Here is a 23,172-nt window from a genome sequence, read left to right as displayed (position 1 = left end):
CTCGTCGGCAGCCCACTTGGCATCGGCGTAGGGGAAGAACGAGTCGTCCCGCGGGACACCGTGGTCGGCGGTGGAGCCGAGCCACGACACCATCACGTACCGCCGGACACCTGCGCGCTCCGCCGCGTCCATGGAACGCTGCGCAGCGTCACGGTCGACGGCATAGGTGCGCTCGGGTGACCCCCCACCCGCGCCGGCCGACCAGACGACGGCATCGTGCCCGCGGATGATCTCGGCGAGCGCGTCGACGTCCATGCTCTCGACGTCGGCGACCAGGGCTCTCGCCCCACCGGCTTCGACCTCGGAGGAATGCTCCGGGTTCCGGATCACCCCCGTGACCTCGTCTCCCCGTGCGGCGAGGAGCGGCGCGAGCAGCAGGGCGATGCGGCCGTGGCCGCCGAAGACGATGATTCGCGACATACCTTCACCCTACGCGCCCTCTCCGACCTCAGCGCGGGGTCTGGTCGCTGTCGATGACGAATGCCTGCGGATGGTCGGGGAGGTAACGCACCACGATCAGCTGGCCACCGGGGATGTAGGCGTCGCGGTCCGGGTACACGGCCGGGGTGAAGAAATTGCTCTCCAGCGTGTACTCGACGCCCTCGGCTGTCGTGAACGTCACCCAGTCGCCGTCGAGGGTCGCCGCCGTCGGCCGTCCGTTGTCGTAGATGTACGCGCGGGTCACCGGAACTCCGATGAGGCTGAGGATGCCGATCACCAGGCAGGCGAGCATGAGGAAAGCCAGGATCCGCGCCCCGATGCGTACGATCGCAGCCCCGGCCCGCCCGCGCGGACGCTGATCGGGGCGCAGCAGCCCTTCCCTCTGGCGGATAGCCCGCAACTCACCACCCGGCGCGGTTCCGCCGGCGGAGAGCGCGAACAGGCCGAGGATGGAGAAACCGGCGATGAACACCATCGCGTATCCGTGCGACGCCGGGAAGTTCACGAGCCAGATGAGGGTGTCCATCGGGTTCATCGTCCCGCCTCCTTCTCGATCGTCACCGCGACCGTATGCGGGTCCTCCCGCCGGTAGTACGCCCAGACCGGAGCGCCGACCTGCAGATGCGGGATGGCCTGCGGATACACGAACACGGTGGTGTCCGCCTCCCAGGTCGCCACGCCTTCCGGTGCCATCAGCACACGGAGCGCGAGCTCGCTCTGCCCTTCGCGACGTCGCCCCGTCGGACGGACCTCGAGCACGGAGGCCGTCACCGCGGTCCCGCTCGTGCGGGCGCGCACCTGTGACGGGTCGATCAGCCCCCGTTCGATCCTCCACTGGAGCATGGCGTCACGCACCGCGGGATCGGTGAGGTCTGCGAGCACCACGGTGTCCTGGTCGATGAGGCTGTATCGCACCGGCACGGGAAGTCCGACCTGCAGGGCGGACATGTCAGAGGCGTCGACCAGCATCCGCATCTGGGCGACGAACTCTTCCCCGCTGTTCGGGGTCACGCGGATGAACAGGTCGTACTGCGGCACATCGTTGACGGTCAGACCGGTCCGGCTGACGTCGACGATCGTGCCGACACCGATCTGCGTCTCTCCGCGCACCGTCTTGCGACGCCCGAGGCCGGACAGCATGCCGCCGAAGGTCAGCAGCAGCCCCCAGGCGACGCCGATGAGGATCGGGGCGCCCAGGGTGTCCTCTCCGGCGAAGGGAAGGATCGAGTGTCGTTGATCGACTCCGAACAGGCCCTCGCCGACCCACACGACGAGCCAGGCGGAGAGCAGCAGCCAGACGACGAGGAACACGATGCGGAGCATGCTCTCAGCGTATCCAGAGTCCGATCCCCTCCCCGCCCGGAGGGTGTTCCTCGTGCGGAACACCGTCCTCTACACTCGGGGCAACGACACCGCCCCGAGGTGTCCTCCGGACAGCAGGACGACGATGCCCACACCGCTGATCGAGCGCGAGATCACCGCGCCTGTGTCTCTCACCACCCCGGACGGGGAACTGAACCGGGATGCGCTGGGATGGTCGCGCACCCCTGTCCACGACACCTCCGGCATCCCCGGGCGCGGACATTGGGGCCGCAACAAGCGGTGGGAGTACTGGAACGTGATGACACCGTCCCACATCATCGCGTTCACGGTGTCGTGCGTCGACTACATGTCGCTCCACGAGGTGTGGGTGCTCGATCGCGCGACCGGGCATGACATCGGCGCCACGGTGATCTCACCCGGGAGCCGAAGTGCGACGCTGCCTGCGTCGATCGGCGATGGGCCCGCGAGGGCGCGCACCCGTCGGATCACGGTGGACGTCGATGAGAGCTTCGACGGCACCCGCCTGCGCGGGAGTGCACCTCGCGTCTCATTCGACCTGCTCGCCGGTCGTCCCGCAGGGCATGAGGCGCTGGGGGTCGTCGTGCCGTGGCGCACGGGTGACGGCATTCCCCGGTTCCAGTACACGGTGAAAGACGTCGCCCGTCCGGCCAGCGGCACGGTGACGGTGGACGGCATCGCGCACGACGTACCCGCGGGAAGCTGGGCGGTGCTCGATCACGGTCGCGGACGCTGGCCGTACCGGGTGCAGTGGAACTGGGCGGCCGCGAGCGGGGTCGTCGACGGACGCGTGATCGGACTGCAACTCGGCGCGAAGTGGACCGACGGTTCCGGGGCGACCGAGAATGCGCTGCTCGTCGACGGGCGACTGTCGAAGATCAGCGAGGAACTCGTGTGGGACTACGACCCCGGACACTTCATGCGCCCGTGGCACGTGCACGGAGTGAAGGCCGATCTCACCTTCACACCGTTCTACGACAAGCGCTCTCGCACCAATGCCGTGGTGATCGCCAGCTCCACGGACCAGTTGTTCGGCGTCTGGTCGGGCTGGGTGCTCGACGACACCGGGACACGGGTGCGCGTGGACGGCATCGAGGGGTTCGCTGAAGAGGTGCTCAACCGCTGGTGACGCGCGATTCTGCGGACTTCAGCGCGCGCTGCACGCCCTTCGCCGCGGAGCGACCGGCCCGATTCGCGCCGATCGTGCTCGCAGACGGCCCGTAGCCGACCAGCTGCACGCGAGGATCGCGGACGGCGGTCGTTCCGCGTCCGTTCCGGTCGAGCTGGATGCCTCCGGCAGCGCTGCGCAGATGCAATGGTGCCAGATGACCGATCGCGGGTCGGAAGCCGGTCGCCCACAGGATCGCATCGACCCGCTCGAAGCTGCCGTCGGACCAGCGCACACCGTCGGGTTCGATGCGCTCGAACAGCGGACGCCGGTCCGCGTAGGCGCCCAGACGCTCTGCTTCCCGCTCCTGCGCGCGGAGCATGAGTCCCGTGACACTGACCACGCTCTGCGGAGGAAGCCCTGCGGCGACGCGCTGCTCGACGAGCGCGACCGCTGCGGCTCCCGCCTCCGGGGTGAAGTCGTCGTCGCGCCAGACCGGCTCACGGCGTGTGACCCACAGCGTCTCGGTGATCGGGGCCAGCGCGCCGAGGAACTGCACGGCTGAGGCGCCACCGCCCACGACCAGCACCCGCTTGCCGATGAAGTGCTCCGGTCCCGGATAGTCGACGGTGTGCAGCTGTTCTCCGACGAACGTCTCCATGCCGGGGAAATGCGGGAGGAACGGATGGGACCAGGTACCGGTCGCATTCACGATGGTGCGGGTCGTCCACTCCCCCTCCGCGGCTCGCACGGCCAGGAGACCGTCGCGGTCCTCCACCCGATCCACATGGACGGGGCGCAGCACGGGAAGTGCGTGCCTCCGCTCGTACGACGCGAAGTACGCCGGCACAGCCTCATTGGCGCGAGCACCGTCGCGGGCAGGAGGCGTGTCTCCCGGCAGCTCTGCAACGCCGTGCACGTCTCGCATCGTCAACGCGTCCCACCGATGCTGCCATGCGCCACCCGGGCGCTCGTCCGCATCGAGGACCACGTGCGAGATACCCAGCCGGGACAGGTGGAACGATGTCGAGAGACCGGCCTGTCCTGCGCCGATCACCAGACTGTCGAGGATGCTCACGCCGGATCCAACACGCGACGCCGCGTGCTTGTTCCTCCGCGCCTTCTCATCCGCGCCCTCATCCGTCGTGACGCGCCCGGGATGCCCCCACCGATTGGTGCTCCCGTCGATTCGTGTAGTACTCTTTTCAAGTTGCTCCGGCTGGTTCGGAACAGCGTCTGGGCCTGTGGCGCAGCTGGTAGCGCACCTGCATGGCATGCAGGGGGTCAGGGGTTCGAGTCCCCTCAGGTCCACAGAAAAAGCCCCCGGTTCTCCGGGGGCTTTCTTCGTCTCACGGGACGTGTACCGGGACGCCGACCCCGATCTGCGTGGCGCCGTTCTCAAGGGCCGAGGGGCGCGCCGCTCGGATCGTGCTGCGTCGCGGACAGGTCGTCAACGGCGACGGCGATTTCGCTGCGGCCGCTGTCGAGCGCCAGTCGGTCTATCACCCCGCCCCGACCGCTCGGTCGATGCAGAGCGCTGAGGCGCCTAGCGCGCCCCTTCCCGACCGTCAACCCGATGCAGCATCGTCGACGCGCGCCCTACCGTGAAGGCATCTCCACGAAAGGACGCGACCATGTCGAACCCCATCATTCCTCCCGTGCCTCCGATCCGCCCCGATGACGATGACGCCGCCGGTGTACCGACGCGAGATGTCGACGGCGAGCGTGTCCTCGATGCCGACGTCGACGATGCACTCGTCGACAGCGCCGCGGCCGACCGTATCGCCGCAGCAGCGGACGACGACGACACCCACGACGACTGAGCATTCGGAGGCATCCGCCCTGGACCCCGTCGACTCCCACCGCTCCGCCTAGACTTGCCTCATGGCACCGGTGGTGGCGACGCGGTCAGGAAGAGGCTCATCGAGCGTCTTCCGCGGTGTGCTGTGCGCCGTTCTCCTCGTAGCCGCGATCATCCTCGGACTCCTGGGGATGCACACCCTGAATCTGCACGGGACGCCATCCGCCGAGGCACCGGCGGCAGTCGCGATGCCGGTGAGCGACACCGCCACGACGCCCGCTCACCATGCGGCGGCTCCGCACGGCGCGGCGCAGGCTCACCCCTCCGGGAACTCGACGAACGCCGGCGACATGTCCTGTGCAGGTTGCGGCAGTGACGACCACGCCGGCATGGCGATGATGTGCGTACTCGCTCTGCTGCTCGCACTCGCGCTGGTCATCGCTCCCGGTGCGCTCCGGGCCTGGGCAACCACCGTCTTCCGGTCCTCTCCGACCGGGGCCCTCACCTCCCGCGCGCTCCCCCAAGCCCCTTCGCTTCACGTTCTCTGCATCAGTCGCACCTGAGCGGCCGTCGAGCCCGCACCCCTCGTGCCCGGCTCCACACCACTCACCTTGCGCGCGCCGTCATCGGCGTGCGCGCGACGACTATGCGTATTGGAGAACACCATGAAGAAGATCCGTGCTGCGGTCACTACCGCACTCGCCCTGTCCACGGTCCTGCTGCTGTCCGGCTGCGCGACCGGCGACACTGACGGCTCGATGCCGGGGATGGACCACGGCTCGTCGTCGGCACCCGCCGGCGTCGACGAGGCGGACATCATGTTCACCTCGATGATGATCGTCCACCACCAGCAGGCCTTCGAGATGAGCGACATCGTGCTCGCGACTCCCGGGGTCGACCCGGCCGTCACCGCTCTCGCCCAGCGGATCAAGACCGCTCAGGGACCGGAGATCGAACAGCTCGAAGGCTGGCTCGACGAGTGGGGCGTCGGCCCCGACGATCGCGACGCGGGTGCGATGGATCACGGGAACGGGATGATGAGCGACGACGACCTCGCGGCGCTCCGCGAGGCCGACGGCGCCGAGGCCTCCCGACTGTTCCTCGAGCAGATGATCGCGCACCATGAGGGGGCCGTCGAGATGGCGCGGACCCAGGTCGACGAAGGAAGCGACCAGGAAGCGGTCGAGCTCGCCCAGACGATCATCGACGCGCAGACGGAGGAGATCCAGGAGATGAAGGACCTCCTCTCCTCTCTCTGACCCATCCCCGGGCCGGTGTCGGCGCCGCGCAGCGCGACACCGGCCCTCCTCCGCACGAAGGAACCACGCCATGAACCTCCCCACCATGCCCGCCGTCGTCCGCACGCTCCAGCGGCGTCGGCTGTCCGTCACGCTCGCCGCCCTCGCTGCCACAGGTATCGCCCTGACCGGATGCTCGGCCGGCGTGCAGACGACGCCCTCGCAGACCTCACCCTCGCAATCGGCCTCCACGCCATCGACGGACGCCGGCTCGGAGGCAGTGGCACAAGAGCTGCTCGCCGTACACGATCTGGCGGAGCTCGACGTCCGCGAGGTGATCGCGCGGCTCGAGGCGACGGCCCTCGTGGATCGTCCTGATGACCTCCTCGCCTCGGTGCAGCCCGACACGCTCGTGCTTCGAGACGCCAGGGGCAGAGAGGGCAGACTTCCCCTGCCCGACGACGCCGTCTACGTCTCGATCGCGCCGTTCCGCGATCAGACCCACGAGTGCCACTTCCACAGCCTCACGACGTGCGTGGGCGAGCTCGCCGACACGGAGGTCCGTGTCACCCTGACGACCGACGACGGGAGCATTGTGGTCGACGAGACCCGACGAACCCAGGACAACGGCTTCGTCGGCGTATGGGTGCCCCGCGGCCTCGAGACGACGCTGACCGTCGAGAGCCAGGGACAGATCGGCTCCGTGCCACTGTCGACGACCTCTCCCGACGACCGCACCTGCATCACGGATCTCCAGCTGCGGTGAGCCGATCGACGACGCTCTGAGCTCGTCCTGCCGCCGCGTGGCATGAAGAAGCGCACCCCTCCGTGTACGGAGGGGTGCGCTTCTGCTGTCGACGTGCGGCCTGCTAGGTCGCGAGCAGCGGCGGCACGTGCGAGATCGAGATCGGACGCGTGGCCCTGCTCGACCCGCGCATCCTCTCGACGTCCTCCAGCACTTCGAAGGCCGTACCGTATCGGGACGCGAGGGGAAGATCGCGAAGCCACGTGACCTCGACCTCGGTCTCGGCCAGTTCGTACACGCACGCCACCACATGGCGCGGATCGTTCGGCGAGTAACGGAGGTCGTTGATCACCCACTCCGACGCCGTGATGCGATTCAGTATGAAACGTGGATCCGGAAGTTCAGACATATGCGGGCCCTCCAGGACTCTCTCTTCCTCAAAGAGTGCGCCACGGTTCGGCTCGCGCAAAGCCCCTTGACACTGCTCGCGAAGGATGCCGCCGCGGGGTCAGGAGGCGTTGTCGGCGGCCTCGGCGGAGGCGACCTGCGCGCGCCACCAGGGTGTCTCGATGAATCCTCGCTTCATGAACACCAGTTCCATGGCCGCGTTCCATCCTCTGACTCCCTTGAGGTGCGCGATGGTCCCGGTGAGGAAGTCGTGGAGCGTCTCGGTGCTCGGCAGGATGATCTCGCAGTAGAGGGAGTTCTCCTCGAGCGCTGCGGCCAGGAAGCGCACCGAGACGTGCTGGGCGAGGGTGCGTGCCACCGAGGCGATCCGAGAGGGTTCCACCCGAAGGATGAGAAGTGTCTCGGCGCTCATGCCGAGTGCGGACGCCGGAACCATGGTCACGGTCGTCAAGCACCCGCCGTTGCGCATGCGTTCGTACCGGCGACGGACGCTGCTCTCGTTCATGTCCAGCTTGTCGCCGATCGACTGGAAGGAGGCACGACCGTTGTGTCGAAGCTCCTCGACGATCGCGCGGTCCGCGTCATCGAAGTGCGTGGGATCGCAGGTGTTCGGCGCGGGCATGTACGACTGCGGATCGCTCGCGGCTTCGGCGTGCGCGTCGTAGAGCTGCCTCCCCCAGTCGAAGCTCACCTTGTAGGTGTGCACGACCAGGTCGCTGCGCCAACGCTCGACACCCGGTATCGCCTGCAGGTCCGTGAGGACGTGCGCGTAGGTGGCGGAATCCCCCGGGATGACGACCTCGGCGAACACGTCGAACTTGCCGGTGACCAGCGTCACGAACCGCACGTAGGGCGAACCGATCAGAGCCTGCGCGACGCTCAGCTGGGAACCGGGCGTGCAGTTGATCCGGACGAAGAAGGTCTCGACATGGCCTTCACTGCCCAGCGTCGGAACGATCCCGACCCGCACCAGCCCCTCGGCGAGCAGCTGCTGTCCGCGTCGGGTGACCGTGGAGACGGCGGCTCCGGCGAACTCGGCGATCGACGTCCAACTCGCTCGGCCGTCCTGCTGCAGCGCGACGACGATCCGTCGGTCGAGGTCGCTCACTTCCCTCGTGAGATCGACGCTGCTCATCGGGTCGGCGGGTACACCCGGTGCAGGAACGTGCGCACGGTCTTCGTCCACGCCTCTGCCTCCTCGATCTGCGGGGAGTGCCCCGACTTCTCGAACACCACCATCTCGGAGTCCGGGATGAGATCGGCGATCGTCTGGCTACACGATACTGGCGTGATCCAGTCCGTCCGGCCCACGGTGATGAGTGTCGGCACACCGATCTCGGGCAGGCGCGGTTTGAGGTCGTAGTTCGGGAGGTTCACCGAGAAGGCGTAGTTGTGCGCGCGATAGCGGTACGGCGTCGCCTGCACCTTGCGCTCGGTCGCTTCCGGGTCGTACACGAAGTCGTACAGGGGCAGGATCTCGCGCCAGCAGTCCTTCAGGTCCTCGTCGTCGTGGACCTGTCCGACGTCGATGCGGTCGAACTTCTCCATGTCGATCGTGACACGGTCCGAGGCGAGGGCGTTCTCACGCGCCAGGTGAGCGTTGGAGTTGTCCGGAGAGGTGTCACGCAGCACGATCGCCTGTACGTGCTCCGGGTATCGCAGTGCGTACTCCATGGCCATGAAACCGCCGTACGAGCCACCGGCGATCACGATCCTCTCCGCACCGATCCACTCCCGCAGACCGTCGATGTCCGCCGCCCACTGCTCGTGGCTGTAGGTGCCGAGGCCCTCGCTCGCTCCGCTGCCGCGCGCATCGAACACCACGACGCGGTATTCGTCGGCGAGTCGACCGAAACTGGCTCGCGGTTCGGCGCGGGACCCGAGGCCGGGGGCTCCGTGATGGGTGATGATGACCGGAGCGCCCTCGGGACCGAGGACCTCGACGGCCAGGTGGTTCCCGTTGATCTCGACCCATTCGTGGTCACTGGTGGCTGCGGCGAACTCCGGGGATACCGGCGGGGTGGATGTCATGTTCTCTGCTTCTCTCGGATTCCGTGGGTCAGAGCGCGATCGTGCACTCGTCGAGGCTGCGCGGGAAGGTGGTCAAGGATTCGGCGCCGGTGGCGGTCACGAGCATGCTGTCGCTGATCCGGTAGCCGGCGTGGCCCGGCACATAGATACCGGGTTCATTCGAGACGACCATTCCCGCCTCGAGCTGCGTGGCGTCTCCGTCTTCCAGCCATGGCGCCTCGTGCATGCCGAGACCGATGCCGTGCCCCTGCCGGTGCCGGATGTACTCTCCGAGTCCGGCGTCGCGGATCACATCGAGGCACAGGCGGTTGGCCTCACGGCACTCGAGCCCCGCACGGATGGTCTCGCGACCGCGCAGCTGTGCCGCGTGGATCGCGTCGTGGTACCGCCGCTGCTGCGCGGTGGGTTCGCCCAGCACGAAGGTGCGCTCCCCCTCGATGAACCGACCGCCGACCGCGCAGCCCAGGGAGAGCATGAAGGTGTCGCCGGCCTTGAGACGGTTCACCGAGGGGAGCCCGTGCGGGAAGGCGGAATTGGGCCCTGAATAGACCAGTCCCCCGGCCAGCAGTGACGCGACGACGACATTGCGGTGCTCGGCGTACATGATGCCGGTGCCGGTCGCGGTGACGTGTCGCTCGAGCTCGGCCTCGGTCGGAAGATCTCCCCCGGCCGCGACCGCCGCCTGCACCAGCTGCACGCCGGCGTCGAGCATCCGGTCGGTGACACGGGCCGCTTCACGGTGCAGCTCCACCTCCTCGGGGAACTTCACGTAGCGGGCGCGGGTGAGCAGCCCCGAGGCGACGAGATCGGCATCGGGCATCGCCTCCCTCGCCGCAGACAGGCGGGCGGACGGCATCGACGCCGCGAACCCGACCCGCCCGCGAGGTGAGACCGCACGGGCGAGCACTTCGAAGGGCGCGACGACGCCGGGATACTCGAAGAACGCGACCAGTTCCGCACGGGAAGACTGCGATTCGGCGTACTCGCGTTCCAGCTCGGGCAGCAGCATGACCACGCGGCCTCCCGCCTCGAGCCAGATCGCCACCGGACGCTCGGACGGGTGGTGGAAGAAACCGGTGAGGTACGCGATGTCCTCGGGGTGATCGGTGAGGAAGGCATCGAAACCCGCTTCGGCCATCCGCTCGCGCACCCTGGTCTGTACCCGGTCGAAGAACTCGGGCGCGAGACGCTGGTCGAACTCGGTCATCACGGTCTCCTATCGGGCGAGGTGGCGCGGGTTGCGCGCGTCGTTGTAGGCGATCGAGAGCAGTGTCGCGGAGAGCACCAGGATGAGGATCGCGATCGAGGGGAAAAGCGTCAGCCACCAGGCGCTGACCATCGCACCGGCCTGCTGCGCCTCGTAGAGGATGCGCCCCCAGGACCAGGTCGTCGGGTCGCCGAGGCCGAGGAAGGCCAGTCCCGCGGCCGAGAGCACAGCCCGTGAGGCCGTCACCACCACGGAGACGACGACCACCGGGGTCACAGCGGGCAGCACGTGCTTGGTGATGATCCACACCGGAGACGTGGTCATCAGCCGCGACGCGTCGACGTAGGGCAGACCGACCACCGTGAGCGCTTGAGAACGCACGAGGCGGGTGACCTCCGGCCAGGAGAACGCGGCGACCACGAAGATGATGGTCGATGTGCTCGGCCCCACCAACGCGGCGATCAGGATCATGAGCGGCAGCACGGGGAGCGAGAGCGTCATGTCGACGATCACGCTGATGAAGCTGTCGAGCTTGCGGAAGTACGCTCCGAGGACCGCGATGATCGTGCCGAAGACGATCGCGATCAGCGAGGCCGCCACGGCCACCAGCACACTCTGCTGCGTGCCCCAGATCACCTCGGAGAACACGTCCCGCCCGAGAGCATCGGTGCCGAACCAGTGGTCACCGCTCGGCGGACGCAGTACGTCGGGTCCGTAGCTGGCCGGATACGGAGCGATCAGAGGCGCGACGAGAGCCACGATCACGAGCAGGATCAGCAGTCCGAGGGAGATCATGCCGAGCGGGTCACGGCGGAACGCACGCCAGGTGTGGGCGCTCGCCCGCTCGCTGCCTGCAGCGGTCGGCTCACTCGGGGTCAGGGCCTCTGCGGAGGGCATCGGAGCGGTCATGAGGTCTTCACTCTCGGGTCCAGGTAGCCGTAGATGATGTCGGTGATGGTGTTCGCCACGACCACCGTGACGGCGAGCATGAGGAACGCACCCTGCAGGACGGGGAAGTCGAGCTGGGTGACTGCTTCGTAGATGCCACGGCCGATGCCGGGGTAGGCGAACACCGTCTCCGTGAGCACGGCGCCGCCGACCAGGAAGCCGAGCTGCAGTCCGATCAGGGTGGTGGTCGGGAGCAGGGCGTTGCGCAACGCATGCTTCCAGAGGATGCGGCTGCCGCGGATGCCGTTCGCCTTGGCGAGGAGGATGTAGTCCTCGCCGAGCGTCTCGATCAACGTCGATCGCATCGTCAGGACGTAGGAGCCCACCTGGATCAGCATGAGCGATACCGCCGGCAGGACGAGGTGCTGCGCGACGCTCAGATACCACTCGAAGCCGTAGGTGTTGTTGGTGTAGGCCCCACCGATCGGGAACCACCCCAGATTCAGACCGAACACGAACAGCAGCAGGATCGCGACGCTCGGCACGAACAGCGACTGCCCGGTGACTCCGAGCACCTGCACCGCCCTATCGACGAACCGTCCCTTGTGGGAAGCCGCGGCCACACCCAGCGGTACTCCGATGAGGATCGTGAGCACCAGCGCCGTGATGGTCAGCAGGAGCGTCCACGGCAACCGCTGCAGCAGGACGTCCGTGACCGGGATCGACTGTGTGAAAGAGATGCCGAGGTTCCCCTGCAGCAGCTGCCACATGTAGAGCCCGTACTGCACGATCAGGGGCTGGTCCAGACCGTACTGCTCGAGGATGGTCGCCCGGATGTCGTCCGTCATGTTCGGACTCGCCAGCGCCAGCGCCGGGTCACCGGGAAGCAGACGCAGCAGCAGGAACGTCACGGTCACGGCGAACCAGATCGTGAGCAGACCGCGACCGGCGCGACGGAGAATGAACGATGCTCGGGACACCCGGGCGACCTTCCTCGAGATTTCGGTGGTTGTTACTCGACCGGGTGCGCGCTCGCGAGCGAGAGCGGGTTCACGATCGAGAGCAGCTCGCTCGGCTTCGCGATGAAGCCGGCCCACTCGTCGCTGGCTGCGAAGAACAGGTTCTGCGTGTACATGATGTTGTCGTAGACCTGCTCATGGACGATCTTGTTCGCCTTGCGCATGATCGAGATCTTCTCGTCCTGGTCGAAGGTGACCATTCCCTCCTCGATCAGGGCGTTGAGGTCGGGATCGTCCACGTGCGTGTAGTTGATCGCCCCGCCGGGGAGATACGACAGCGAGAAGTTCGTCACCGGGTCGTCCATGATGGCGAAGTTGCCCGCATAGATGTCGTAGTCGCCCTCGCTTGTCATGGAGAGGTAGGTGTTGCGCTCGGTGCCCTGCAGCTCGATCGTGATGCCGGCTTCTGCCGCGCTGTCCTTCACCATCTGGGCCCACTGGCTGGTGACGCTGTCCTGCAGCGAGTAGATCAGCCGGAACGAGACCGGGAACTTCCCGCTCGCGTCCGCCGCGTAGCCGGCCTTCTCCATGAGCGAGCGCGACTTCTCGGGGTCGAACTCGTACTCCTTGACCGACTTGTCGTAGTACTTCGCGAGCACCGGCATCAGCGCACTGGAGCCCGTCGAGACGGCCTGCCCTTGCAGCACGACAGTGCGGATCGCGTCGTAGTCGACGGCATGGGCGAGTGCCTGACGGACCTCGGTCTTCGCGAGGTCCGGCCTGTCCATGTTGTAGACCAGGTGGGCGTAGCCGAGCCCCGGAGCCTCGATGACCTGCAGACCGTCGGTGTTGCCGAGCTGCTCGACCTGTGCCGGCGGCAGCGCGTTCGCGATCACATCGATCTCGCCGCTCTGCAGTGCCAGGATCTCGGTGTTCACGTCCGGATACACGCGATACACGACCTCGGCGGGTCCAGGGACGCCGCCCTTGACGAGCGGGTAGTCCTCGACGCGCTTCAGCGTGTAGTGCTGACCCACCTGGAAGTCGCTCATGATGAACGGGCCCATGCCCACCCATCCCCCGTCGCTGCCGTCGTTCGCGAACTCGGCGATCGATCCCTTCGGCTCGAAGACGTGCTGCGGGACGACGACACCCCAGAACCCGATCTCCTCGACGATGGACGAGTCCGGCTGGGTGAGAGTGAGCTCGACACGGGTGTCCGACACGGCTGTCGCGGTGTCGAGGTTGCCGAGCTGTCCGTAGAACGTGCCGGGGGCCTGATCGCGCTTGACCGCGTTCAGGGTCCACGCCACGTCTTCGGCGGTGAGGGGCTCGCCGTCGCTCCAGGTGAGGTCGTCGCGGATCTCGTAGAAGCCCGTGGTGTCATCCACGTAGCCCCAATCCGTGGCCACGTGGGCTTCCTTGCTGCCGTCGTCGCTGATGCTCAGCAGGTGCGGATACATCAGGTTCGTGATCCACGAATCCGTTCTGCTGTTGCCGAGCACCGGGTTGAAGTTCACGACATCCGTCGTCGTGCCGATGCTGATCGTCTCGTCGCTCGGACCGGTGGAGCCGGACGACTCCCCCGGTTCCGGCGCGGACGGGGCGCACGCGGCGAGACCGACGGCGAGAGCCGCGGCCGCACCGAGGGCGAGGAACTTGCTGTACTTCATCAGACCCAGACCTCCTCGAGTACGCGCATGGTGTTCCCTCCGACGACGGCGCGAATCTCGTCGTCGGAGTAGTCGTGCTTCACAAGCCAGCCGATGATGTTGTAGAAGGCTTCGGCCGGGTTCTCGATGCCGTCGACGTACGGCTGCTTCTCGTAGTCGACGTTGGCGTGCGCCTGCCCCAGCGACAGGTTCGAGGAGAACGCGTCGTGAAGGCCGACGTGGTCCCCGAACAGCGTGTCCGGTCCGAAGCTCACGTGCTCCAGGCCCACCAGGTCGACGCAGTACTGGAAGTGATCCATCACCGACTCCAGCGAGTGCTTCGGGTGCTGGGGCGAGATGGTGGTGTGCGGAGCCGCCTCGATGCCGATCACACCGCCGCGCTTGGCGCACTCGATGATCGTCTCGTCGGTCTTCATGCGGTTGGTCGGCCACAGCCCACGAGCACCGGCGTGCGTGATGAAGACCGGCTTCGTCGAGTGGGCGATCACATCGAGGCACGTCTGGTCCCCGGAGTGGGAGATGTCGATCGCGATGCCGAGCTTGTTCATCCGCTCGACCGCGCGCTCGCCGAAGTATGTCAGTCCGCCGTCGCCCCGCTCCTTCAGTCCGCCTCCGAGCATGTTGGCCTCGGAGTAGGCGATGCCCATCTGACGCACGCCGAAGCCGTACAGCACGTCGAGGCGGTCGACCTCGTTCTCGATCATGGTCGACGCCTCGAGCGCGAAGATGTGCGCGACTCGGCCGGTCTCCGCCGCGTGGCGGATGTCCTTGATCGACTCGGCCTTGATCACGAAGTCCTGGTGCGCGAGGTCGGCCATGCGAACACCGAGGTCGAACAGCACGTCCTGGTACTTCCACCCTGCGTCGCTCGAGATGCAGCAGGTGCCGTCCATACCGTTGTCGAACACGGCCGTGAGTCCGGAACGGGCGAGACCCTGGTAGCCGGTGGGTTCGCGACCCTGGCGGATGTGGTCGCGTAGCTCGCCCATGTCCTCGGGGAAGACCTGCACGTGCTCGTGCAGGGAGATCACGGTCTCCTCGCGGAGCAGGCGCTCGGTGCGTTCGCGCTGCGCATCGCTCAGGCCGAGATCGTATGCCGGGACGCGGCCGATCTGCTTGGCGTAGCGGAATTCGCGGTAGTCCTTGCCGGCTTCCAGATAGTCGTACGCGGTGTAGCCGGTGTACCGGCCAGCTTGTTCGAGCACGGATGCGCTCCTTCGGTTCGATGATGCGGGTGTCCCACTCGGTCACCAAGCGGGAGTTTCCTCGAATCTGGAGGATTTCGGCATAGATGTCAACCGCTGTGATTATTTCCAGACGAAATGTTTCCTGTTCGAAACAATTCAGAGGCTGGAAGCTGGCATGATGGCACCCATGGAGAACGCACCCGCCCCCCGGAACACCGTCGTCCTGGACGTCAAGGGACTCACCGTCACCCTCACCGGCGAAGGCCGGCGCAACCGCGTGGTCGATGGCATCGACATCACCGTGCGCCGGGGCGAGGTCTTCGCGCTGCTGGGCGAGTCCGGATCAGGAAAGTCCATGACCGCCCGCGCGATCATGGGCCTCATCGACAACGGGGATGTGGAGGCGGACACCCTGACGCTCAGCGGGACCGATCTCCTCTCCCTCTCCGCCGAACAGCACAGGCGCCTGCGGGGTGTGCACGTCAGCCTGGTCATGCAGGACGCCCTTTCCGCGTTGAATCCGGTCCTCAGCATCGGCGATCAGATCATCGATCTGATCCGTGCTCACCGCAGCATCGGCCGGAGCGCCGCCCAGGCGCGCGCGGTCGAGCTGCTGGCCCTCGTCGGTATCCCCTCCCCCGACAAGCGTGTGCACGATTATCCGCACCAGTTCTCCGGCGGCCAGCGCCAGCGCATCCTGATCGCCATGGCGATCGCGCTGGACCCTGATCTCATCATCGCGGATGAGCCGACGACCGCGCTCGATGTGACGGTGCAGGCCCAGATCCTCGATCTGCTGCTCTCCCTGCGTGATCGACTCGGAATGGGGATCCTGCTCATCACGCACGACCTCGGTGTCGTGATGGAGGTCGCGGATCAGGTCGCCGTCATGCGCACCGGTCGCATCGTCGAAACGGGATCCGCCGACGTCGTGCTCACCGAGCCGCAGCATCCGTACACGGTGCAGCTGCTGAACTCGATGCCGCGAGATGTGAGCCCGGCGGCGCAGGATGCCGACACCCCGCCGATCCTGGAGGGACGCGGCCTCGAGCGCACCTTCCGTTCGGGAAGCGGGCGCCGTGCGCACCGGGTCGCCGCGGTAGCCGACGTCGACCTCGACCTCCGCCAGGGCGAGATCCTGGCGATCGTCGGCGAGTCCGGAAGCGGCAAGTCGACTCTGGCGCGGATGCTGGTCGGGCTCGACTCCCCCGATGCGGGAACCCTGCGCTACCGCGACCAGGATGTGACGAGAGGGCGGCTCCGCGATCGGAAGATCCTGCGGCGTGGGGTGCAGATGGTGTTCCAGGACCCCTACATGTCACTCAACCCTCGGATGACCGTGCAGCAGATCATCGCCGAACCGCTCGCCGCGACGCACTCGGGAACGCCGTCCAGCAGGCGCGAGCGCGTCGCCGAGCTGCTGGAACTCGTCGGCCTCACCGCCGAGATGGGTTCGCGTTTCCCGCACCAGTTCTCCGGCGGACAGCGTCAGCGCATCGGCATCGCTCGGGCACTCGCACTCGACCCGGACGTCCTGGTGTGCGACGAACCCGTCTCGGCGCTGGATGTGTCGATCCGCGCACAGATCATCGACCTGCTGTGCGAGCTGCGGGAGCGACTGGGAATGTCGATCGTCTTCATCGCGCACGATCTCTCCCTCGTGCGGCACATCGCCGACCGCGTCGCGGTCATGTACCTGGGCGAGATGGTCGAGATCGGTGAGACCGAAGACGTCTACCTTCGCGCAGAGCACCCCTACACCCGGTCGTTGCTCTCGGCCATTCCTCCCCAGACACGCGCCGACCGGGGCATGCTCGCGCGCCGCACCCGAATGAGCGCGTGAACGCGGAGCAGCGCGGAGTCAGCGCCCCGGTCGCACCGTGAGGTCGGTGATCTCCGCATCGCGTGGAAGATCGAGCGCCGTGAGGATGGTCGTGGCGACCGCGTCCGGCGTGATGAACCGCTCGGCGTCGTAGTCCTGGCCCTCCTGCTGGTGCACGCGCTCCTGCATGGGAGTGGCTGTGCGGCCGGGATAGATCGACGTCACCCGCACTCCGTGCGCGGCCTCCTCGGCGCGCAGCGCATCGGCAAGCGCACGGAGACCGTGCTTCGACGCCGCATACGCCGACCACCCGGCGTTGGCGCGGAGGCCCGCTCCCGAGTTGACGAACACGATCTGCCCCTGTGACACGCGCAGGACGGGCAGAAGCAGGCGCGTGAGCTCGGCAGGGGCGATGAGATTCACGGCGAGCTGCTGCTCCCACAGCGCGGGAGCGAGATCAGCCACATCGCCGAGGTCGACGACGCCGGCGACGTGGACGAGCGCATCGATCCGGTCGGGCAGCTGCTGCTTCGACAGCGCCCACGACAGTCGCCCCGGCTGGGAGAGGTCTCCGACGAGGACGGAAGCTCCGGGAAGCGTCTCCGCGATCTGTCTGGCACGCCCGGCATCGCGGGCGAGCGCCACGACGTCGTCGCCGCGATCCAGGAGCCGTCTAGCGAGAACAGCCCCTATGCCGGAACCCGCACCGGTGACGAGGTGCGTTGACACGTCAGCCCTGGTCGGTGGCGGCAGGCACCGCCACGTCGATCGGAACGACGGGGCAGTCCTTCCACAGACGCTCCAGCCCGTAGTACACGCGCTCCTCCTGGTGGAACACGTGCACGATCAGGTCACCGAAATCGAGCAGCACCCAGCGAGCCTCCGCCCGACCCTCTCGGCGGACGCGCTTGTGCCCGGACTCGATCAGGCGGTCTTCGATCTCGTCGGCGATCGCGGCGACATTGCGCTCGCTGTTTCCGGTGACGAGCAGGAAGATGTCGACGAGCGGAAGCGGCTCGGAGACGTTGAGTGCGACGAGATCCTCTCCGCCCTTGTCGACGGCGGCCTGTGCTGCCAGACGCAGCATCTCTTCGGCGGTTTCAGGTGATTGCATCAGAACACATTCGTGGTGATGGCGATGATGACGACGACACCGACAGCGAGGGCAAGCCCTCCGGCGACGATCGCCAGGGTGATCATCAGCCGGTTGCCCTTCTCAGGCGCCGGCGGACGGATCACCTCGCCGGCGGGCTTGATGGTGCTGACCGCCGAGCTGGCGGCGATCGGCGTAGGCGACGACGCGGGGGGAAGCTCGCCGTCGATGAGAACGGCGTCGACATCCTTGCCGTCGGTGGTTCCGAGTGCGTGGCCCTGCGAACCCATGCCCTGCGGCAGTTCGTACGACCCCGTCACGAGGATCTCGCCGGTCGATGCGACGGGACCGGAGAGCGATCCCTCTCCGGGAGAGGGTGTGAAGATCAGCGCATTCGGCGCGGAGTGCTGGGAGCCGGTCGAGTCGCCGACCGTGAGCAGCTCATCGAAAGACGGGCGGAAGGGCGCGTGCGGGTCGGGAGCGTCTGCGAGCAGCCCCTCGCCGAAAGCGGAGTTGACGGTCGGGCGTGCGTCGCCGACGACCTCATCCCCGGCGTCGTCGACATCGGCGAGCACGTCGTCAGGATCCTGCTCGCCGGCGTCCTCTGCCTGGGCGGGAAGCCCGAGGGCCGCAGCCACATCGTCCTCATCGCCCGTGGACGCCGCCGTGGTCTCCAGCGGGACCTCGCCCACCGCGTCTGTGGCGACCGATGCCCGGACGGGCTCTACGGCGACGTCATCATCATCGTCGTCGTCGGCATCGCCCGGCTCTTCGTTGCGGGTGAAGTCAGGAACGCCCGACACGATCTCCGCGGGCGCGGCAGCGGCGTCGGAGGGGCCCGCTTCGGCGGGCTGCTCCGCTTCCCCGTCGCCGGCAGCAGCGACGCCGTCTTCCGAGGTGCCTTCCGGTGTGACCACCGGCACGGAGGCCGTGCGGACCTTCTCGAGCTCGCGCACCTGACGACGCGTGAGCGGTGCGTCACCGTTCGCGGCGTCGACGACCGGTGCCGGTGCGACCTCCACGGGGTCGGCGGCCCGAGGCAGCGGCGGCGCGGGGGGCGCGGCTTCCGCCGCGGCGGCGGCCTCCTCGCTGGTGATGACGGGGGTCGAACCCGTCAGACGGATCTCCCGCAGCTGCTTGCGCGTCAGCGGACCCTGCTCCTGGCGATCCGATGTACTCATGCCTTGCTCCGATACAGATGATGCTTCGCTATGTACTGAACGACCCCATCAGGGACCAGATACCAGACCGGCTGATCGTCGCGAACGCGTTCACGGCAGTCCGTCGATGAGATCGACAGCGCCGGCACTTCCAGTTGGCTGACGTTGTCGCTCGGGAGGCCGTCGGTGCTCAGGACATGTCCCGGGCGCGAGACCGCGACGAAGTGGGCCAACTCCCACAACTCATCATGGTCCCTCCAACTGAGAATTTGCGCCACGGCGTCGGCTCCGGTGATGAAGAAGAGGTCCGCATCCGGGCGATCACGCTTCAGATCGCGCAGCGTGTCGATCGTGTAGGTGGGCCCCTCACGGTCGATGTCGACCCGGCTCACGGTGAACTGCGGATTCGACGCGGTGGCGATCACCGTCATGAGGTAGCGATGCTCGCTCGGCGAGACGCCCGACTTCTGCCACGGGTGACCGGTGGGAACGAACACCACCTCGTCGAGGCCGAAGGAGTTCGCCACCTCGCTGGCTGCGACCAGGTGGCCATGGTGGATGGGGTCGAACGTGCCGCCCATCACACCTATGCGCGGGGGGCGCGTGGTCGCAGCGTCGTTCATGGGGGCCTAGTGGCCGTGTCCCGCCTCGTGGCCGTCCTTGCCGTGCTGTGCGGCCCAGGCCTCTGCCTTGGCCGAGTGGCGGTTGGCGACGTTCTTGTAGGAGAAGGTCACCAGTCCGAGGAAGGCGAACACGACCGCAGCGATGGCTCCGAAGATCACCGTTTCGAGCGCGACGTTGCCGTGGTGCTCTGTTTCGGCAGCGGCCATCGCGATCTGTGCGACGAGGTTCATCCTGACTCCGTTTCGTGGCGTGCTGTTCGGGATCCTGTGAGGTACAGCGTCCCCCAGTCTAGCCCTCAGCCGCGGGTCTGCCCCGACCCACGCGCGAGCCATTTCGTGCTGGTCAGCTCTGCGACGCCCATCGGCCCTCGAGCGTGCAGCTTCTGGGTCGAGATGCCGACCTCCGCGCCGAAGCCGAACTCGCCGCCGTCCGTGAAGCGGGTGGACGTGTTCACCATCACGACGGCGGAATCCACCTCGGCCAGGAAGCGCTCCGCATTGCGCGTGTCGGTCGTGATGATCGACTCCGTGTGACCCGTGCTGTAGCGGCGGATGTGGTCGAGCGCCTCGTCAAGGGACTCCACGACCTTGATCGCGATGTCGAGGCTGAGGTACTCGGTCTTCCAGTCCTCCTCCGTGGCGGGGATCACGTTCGACATGAGGCCGACGACCATGTCATCGCCGTGGATCGCGACGCCCTCGCTCTGCAGCGCGCTGGCCACCAGCGGGATCAGACGCGGTGCCGCCTGTCGATGCACGAGCACGGTCTCCACCGCATTGCACACGCTCGGCCGCTGCACCTTGGCGTTCACGACGATGTCGCTCGCCCAGTCGTCCGGGGCGGTCTCATCCAGGAAGATGTGAACGTTGCCTGCCCCGGTCTCGATCACGGGCACGCTCGATTCGGTGACGACGGTCTCGATGAGGCCGGCACTTCCCCGCGGCACCAGGACGTCGATGAACCCTCGCCCGTGCATGAGCGCCTTCGCGCCGTCCCGGCCGAAGTCGTCAACCGTCTGGATCGCCTCGGCTGTGAGCCCTGCACTCTCCACCGCCCGCCGCATCACGTCGACGAGCACGGTGTTCGACTCACGGGCGGCGCTCCCGCCACGCAGCACGACGGCGTTGCCCGACTGCAGCGCCAGAGCGGCGATGTCGACCGTCACGTTGGGGCGGGCTTCGTAGATCGCGCCGACGACGCCGAAAGGTACGCGCACCTGCTCGAGGGCGACACCGTTGGGCATCCGGTGGCCGCCGACGACGCGCCCGACCGGGTCACCGAGAGCGGCGACCTCACGCACGGCGGCCGCCAGTGCCGCGACACGCTTCTCGTCGAGACGCAACCGATCGATGAGTGACTCCCCGATGCCCTCCGCGCGTCCGCGGGCGATGTCACGACCGTTCGCCTCGATGATCTGCGCAGCGGAATCGCTCAGCGCCACAGCGATCGCTTCGAGCACTCGCGCCTTCTCATCGCTCGTGAGCGCAGCCGTGGCGCGAGAGGCCTCTTTGGCGCGCTCCAGGCGCACCTGCGGGGTCTGGTCGGTCATCCGCCCAGTTTATGAGGTGGCCGGCTCGAACCAGGTCCCTATTTCGGCGCCGGCCAGGGCCTGCGCGACGAGGTCGGCGCTGGTGACCAGCACACCGATGCCAGACGCCGCGGCAAGACGGGCGGCGGAGACCTTGGTCGCCGCTCCCCCGGTGCCCACGCTGTTGACGACGGTCGCCCCGAACTCCAGGCCGGTGAGATCGGCGTTCGGCGCGACCACGTCGATCGGCTCGGCGCCGGGATCGGTCGGAGGCTTCGTGTACAGCGACTCGATGTCGCTGAGCAGGATGAGGGCGTCCGCCTCGATCAGCTGAGCCACCAGCGCACCGAGCCGGTCGTTGTCACCGAAGCGGATCTCCTGTGTCGCGACCGTGTCGTTCTCGTTGACGATCGGAAGCGTGCGCAGGCCGAGCAGGCGCTCCATCGCGCGACGGGCGTTGGAACGCGACGTCGGGTTCTCGAGGTCACCGGTCGTCAGGAGCACCTGGCCCGCGACGATGTCGAACGGACGCAGCGACTCCTGATAGCGGTACATCAGGATGTTCTGGCCGACGGCGGCCGCGGCCTGCTGGGTCGCGAGGTCGGTCGGACGAGCATCCAGCCGCAGGAAGGGGATGCCGGACGCGATGGCACCCGACGACACCAGCACGACCTCGATCCCCCGCGCGTGCGCCGCAGCCAGGGCTTCGACGATGACGGGGATCCGCCATGAGGAGTCCCCGCTGATCGAGGACGACCCGACCTTGACGACGATGCGGGACGCGGTGGCGAGGTCCGCGCGGGTGCGTGCTGTCACTCGCCGTCCTCGCGGTACGCGGCGAGACGCTGCGTCTCCACCTCGGCGCGGGCTTCGGCCTTCGCGTCCATGCGCTCGTAGTACTGCTCACGGCGCTCGGAGGTGGTCCGGCGTGCGTTCGGAGCCAGACGCGGGTCGGTTCCGCGCGGCGCGGCCATCGCCTCGGCGGCGGACGTCATGGTGGGCTCCCAGTCGAACACGATGCTGTCGCCCTCGCCGATCACGACGGTCGACCCCTGCACGGCGCCGAGTCGGAACAGCTCGTCCTCCACGCCGAGCTTCTCGAGTCGATCCGCGAGGTAGCCCACGGCCTCCTCGTTCTGGAAGTCGGTCTGCTGCACCCAGCGGACCGGCTTCTCGCCAAGGATGCGGTACACGTTGCCGTAGGTGCCGCCCTCGACCCGGATGGTGAAGTCCTTCTTGGAACCACGCGGGCGGATCACGACGCGCTCCGGCGGTGTCTCGAGCGCCGCTTCGGCGCGGGCCTTCTCCACCAGCTCACCCAGTGCGAAGGTGAGCGGGCGCAGCCCCTCGTGCGAGACGGTGGAGATCTCGAACACGCGGAACCCACGAGCCTCGAGATCGGGGCGGACGAGGTCGGCGAGGTCGCGCGCCTCCGGCACATCGATCTTGTTCAGCGCGATGAGCTGCGGGCGCTCCAGCAGCGGAGTCTGTCCCTCGGGGACCTCGTACGCGCCGAGCTCGGCGAGGATGACGTCGAGATCGGAGATCGGATCGCGTCCCGGCTCGAGAGTCGCGCAGTCGAGCACGTGCAGCAGTGCGGAGCAGCGCTCGACGTGGCGGAGGAACTCGAGACCGAGCCCGCGGCCCTCGCTGGCGCCCTCGATGAGACCGGGCACGTCCGCGACGGTGTAGCGGAAGTCGCCCTGCTGAACGACGCCGAGGTTCGGGTGCAGGGTCGTGAAGGGGTAGTCGGCGATCTTGGGCCGCGCGGCCGAGATCGCGCCGATCAGGCTCGACTTGCCGGCGGACGGGTAGCCGACGAGAGCGATATCGGCGACCGTCTTCAGTTCGAGGACCACGTCGCCCTCGTATCCGGGCGTGCCGAGCAGGGCGAAGCCCGGTGCTTTGCGCTTGGGGG

26 protein-coding genes and 1 tRNA gene are annotated in these 23,172 nt (G+C 67.5%); 7 read left to right on the top strand and 20 right to left on the bottom strand.

Annotated elements, in window-relative coordinates:
• The 3 genes from AX744_RS06300 to AX744_RS06290 form a co-directional block, all read right to left on the bottom strand.
• Nucleotides 1–420 (bottom strand): NAD(P)H-binding protein (locus AX744_RS06300; RefSeq protein WP_157543529.1); only part of this gene is annotated, 420 nt, incomplete at its 3' end.
• 28 nt (nt 421–448) lie between these two features.
• Complete coding sequence (locus AX744_RS06295; RefSeq protein WP_061015872.1) at nt 449–976, bottom strand: hypothetical protein; 528 nt, start codon at nt 974–976, stop codon at nt 449–451.
• Nucleotides 973–1,764, bottom strand: a complete 792-nt coding sequence (locus tag AX744_RS06290; protein ID WP_061015869.1) for a hypothetical protein — start codon at nt 1,762–1,764, stop codon at nt 973–975. Before AX744_RS06290 ends, AX744_RS06295 begins: the two co-directional genes overlap by 4 nt.
• A gap of 124 nt (nt 1,765–1,888) precedes the next feature.
• On the opposite strand from AX744_RS06290, the gene AX744_RS06285 reads away from it, so the two are divergent.
• On the top strand, nt 1,889–2,911 hold the full coding sequence (locus AX744_RS06285) for a DUF2804 domain-containing protein (RefSeq protein WP_061015875.1): 1,023 nt from the start codon (nt 1,889–1,891) through the stop codon (nt 2,909–2,911).
• Here the strand turns inward: AX744_RS06285 and AX744_RS06280 are convergent.
• Nucleotides 2,898–3,968 carry an NAD(P)-binding domain-containing protein gene (locus tag AX744_RS06280; protein ID WP_058631403.1) on the bottom strand — a complete coding sequence of 357 codons (1,071 nt, stop codon included), beginning with the start codon at nt 3,966–3,968 and terminating at the stop codon, nt 2,898–2,900. The two genes, AX744_RS06285 and AX744_RS06280, sit on opposite strands and share 14 nt — an antisense overlap.
• A gap of 160 nt (nt 3,969–4,128) precedes the next feature.
• Between AX744_RS06280 and AX744_RS06275 the strand changes: the two genes are divergently transcribed.
• The 5 genes from AX744_RS06275 (at nt 4,129) to AX744_RS06255 (ending at nt 6,695) form a co-directional block, all read left to right on the top strand.
• Nucleotides 4,129–4,201 (top strand) — tRNA-Ala (locus AX744_RS06275).
• A 323-nt stretch (nt 4,202–4,524) separates the two neighbouring features.
• On the top strand, nt 4,525–4,713 hold the full coding sequence (locus AX744_RS06270; RefSeq protein ID WP_061015867.1) for a hypothetical protein: 189 nt from the start codon (nt 4,525–4,527) through the stop codon (nt 4,711–4,713).
• 61 nt (nt 4,714–4,774) lie between these two features.
• A complete protein-coding gene (locus AX744_RS06265; protein ID WP_231728748.1) occupies nt 4,775–5,254 on the top strand; it encodes a DUF6153 family protein in 480 nt (159 codons plus the stop codon).
• Nucleotides 5,255–5,356: 102 nt separating this feature from the next.
• On the top strand, nt 5,357–5,950 hold the full coding sequence (locus tag AX744_RS06260; protein WP_061015865.1) for a DUF305 domain-containing protein: 594 nt from the start codon (nt 5,357–5,359) through the stop codon (nt 5,948–5,950).
• 70 nt (nt 5,951–6,020) lie between these two features.
• Nucleotides 6,021–6,695: a CueP family metal-binding protein gene (locus AX744_RS06255; protein ID WP_061015863.1), complete on the top strand. Its 675-nt coding sequence runs from the start codon at nt 6,021–6,023 to the stop codon at nt 6,693–6,695.
• Between the two features lie 103 nt (nt 6,696–6,798).
• Here the strand turns inward: AX744_RS06255 and AX744_RS06250 are convergent, their stop codons facing one another.
• The 8 genes from AX744_RS06250 to AX744_RS06215 form a co-directional block, all read right to left on the bottom strand.
• Entirely contained in the window at nt 6,799–7,083 is a 285-nt protein-coding gene (locus AX744_RS06250) for a hypothetical protein (protein ID WP_046749229.1), read from the bottom strand.
• A 99-nt stretch (nt 7,084–7,182) separates the two neighbouring features.
• Nucleotides 7,183–8,217, bottom strand: coding sequence for an Lrp/AsnC family transcriptional regulator (locus AX744_RS06245; RefSeq protein WP_058631419.1), 1,035 nt, complete (start codon nt 8,215–8,217; stop codon nt 7,183–7,185).
• A complete protein-coding gene (locus AX744_RS06240) occupies nt 8,214–9,113 on the bottom strand; it encodes an alpha/beta fold hydrolase (RefSeq protein WP_061015862.1) in 900 nt (299 codons plus the stop codon). Before AX744_RS06240 ends, AX744_RS06245 begins: the two co-directional genes overlap by 4 nt.
• Before the next feature lie 28 nt (nt 9,114–9,141).
• A complete protein-coding gene (locus tag AX744_RS06235; protein ID WP_058631409.1) occupies nt 9,142–10,320 on the bottom strand; it encodes a M24 family metallopeptidase in 1,179 nt (392 codons plus the stop codon).
• 9 nt (nt 10,321–10,329) lie between these two features.
• A complete protein-coding gene (locus AX744_RS06230; protein WP_179516394.1) occupies nt 10,330–11,229 on the bottom strand; it encodes an ABC transporter permease in 900 nt (299 codons plus the stop codon).
• Nucleotides 11,226–12,188, bottom strand: coding sequence for an ABC transporter permease (locus tag AX744_RS06225; protein ID WP_046749232.1), 963 nt, complete (start codon nt 12,186–12,188; stop codon nt 11,226–11,228). Before AX744_RS06225 ends, AX744_RS06230 begins: the two co-directional genes overlap by 4 nt.
• A 32-nt stretch (nt 12,189–12,220) precedes the next feature.
• Nucleotides 12,221–13,840, bottom strand: coding sequence for an ABC transporter substrate-binding protein (locus AX744_RS06220; protein WP_061015860.1), 1,620 nt, complete (start codon nt 13,838–13,840; stop codon nt 12,221–12,223).
• Nucleotides 13,840–15,045, bottom strand: coding sequence for a dipeptidase (locus AX744_RS06215; RefSeq protein WP_046749234.1), 1,206 nt, complete (start codon nt 15,043–15,045; stop codon nt 13,840–13,842). The genes AX744_RS06220 and AX744_RS06215 overlap by 1 nt, the downstream gene beginning before the upstream one ends.
• A gap of 169 nt (nt 15,046–15,214) precedes the next feature.
• On the opposite strand from AX744_RS06215, the gene AX744_RS06210 reads away from it, so the two are divergent.
• Nucleotides 15,215–16,870 (top strand): dipeptide ABC transporter ATP-binding protein, encoded by a 1,656-nt coding sequence (locus AX744_RS06210; RefSeq protein ID WP_058631411.1) that lies wholly within the window; start codon nt 15,215–15,217, stop codon nt 16,868–16,870.
• A gap of 18 nt (nt 16,871–16,888) precedes the next feature.
• Here the strand turns inward: AX744_RS06210 and AX744_RS06205 are convergent, their stop codons facing one another.
• From AX744_RS06205 to obgE, 8 genes are all read right to left on the bottom strand, one after another.
• Nucleotides 16,889–17,578, bottom strand: coding sequence for an SDR family oxidoreductase (locus AX744_RS06205; RefSeq protein ID WP_061015858.1), 690 nt, complete (start codon nt 17,576–17,578; stop codon nt 16,889–16,891).
• A gap of 1 nt (nt 17,579) precedes the next feature.
• The gene (rsfS, locus tag AX744_RS06200) at nt 17,580–17,963 is read right to left on the bottom strand and encodes a ribosome silencing factor (RefSeq protein ID WP_046749236.1); all 384 of its coding nucleotides are present in this window, start codon (nt 17,961–17,963) and stop codon (nt 17,580–17,582) included.
• Complete coding sequence (locus tag AX744_RS06195; RefSeq protein ID WP_061015857.1) at nt 17,963–19,123, bottom strand: hypothetical protein; 1,161 nt, start codon at nt 19,121–19,123, stop codon at nt 17,963–17,965. Before AX744_RS06195 ends, rsfS begins: the two co-directional genes overlap by 1 nt.
• On the bottom strand, nt 19,120–19,725 hold the full coding sequence (gene nadD / locus AX744_RS06190) for a nicotinate-nucleotide adenylyltransferase (protein ID WP_021198523.1): 606 nt from the start codon (nt 19,723–19,725) through the stop codon (nt 19,120–19,122). Before nadD ends, AX744_RS06195 begins: the two co-directional genes overlap by 4 nt.
• A 6-nt stretch (nt 19,726–19,731) precedes the next feature.
• Entirely contained in the window at nt 19,732–19,956 is a 225-nt protein-coding gene (locus tag AX744_RS06185; RefSeq protein WP_021198522.1) for a hypothetical protein, read from the bottom strand.
• A gap of 65 nt (nt 19,957–20,021) precedes the next feature.
• Nucleotides 20,022–21,275, bottom strand: a complete 1,254-nt coding sequence (locus tag AX744_RS06180; protein WP_061015855.1) for a glutamate-5-semialdehyde dehydrogenase — start codon at nt 21,273–21,275, stop codon at nt 20,022–20,024.
• Between the two features lie 9 nt (nt 21,276–21,284).
• Nucleotides 21,285–22,070 (bottom strand): glutamate 5-kinase, encoded by a 786-nt coding sequence (gene proB, locus AX744_RS06175; protein WP_046749239.1) that lies wholly within the window; start codon nt 22,068–22,070, stop codon nt 21,285–21,287.
• Nucleotides 22,067–23,172 (bottom strand): GTPase ObgE (obgE, locus tag AX744_RS06170; protein WP_061015853.1); only part of this gene is annotated, 1,106 nt, incomplete at its 5' end. The genes obgE and proB, both read right to left, overlap by 4 nt.

Source organism: Microbacterium sp. CCH5-D1 (assembly GCF_001557335.1).
Lineage (GTDB): Bacteria > Actinomycetota > Actinomycetes > Actinomycetales > Microbacteriaceae > Microbacterium > Microbacterium oxydans.
Note: the sequence above shows the minus strand (reverse complement) of the source record. Positions and strands in the feature narration are given on the sequence as shown.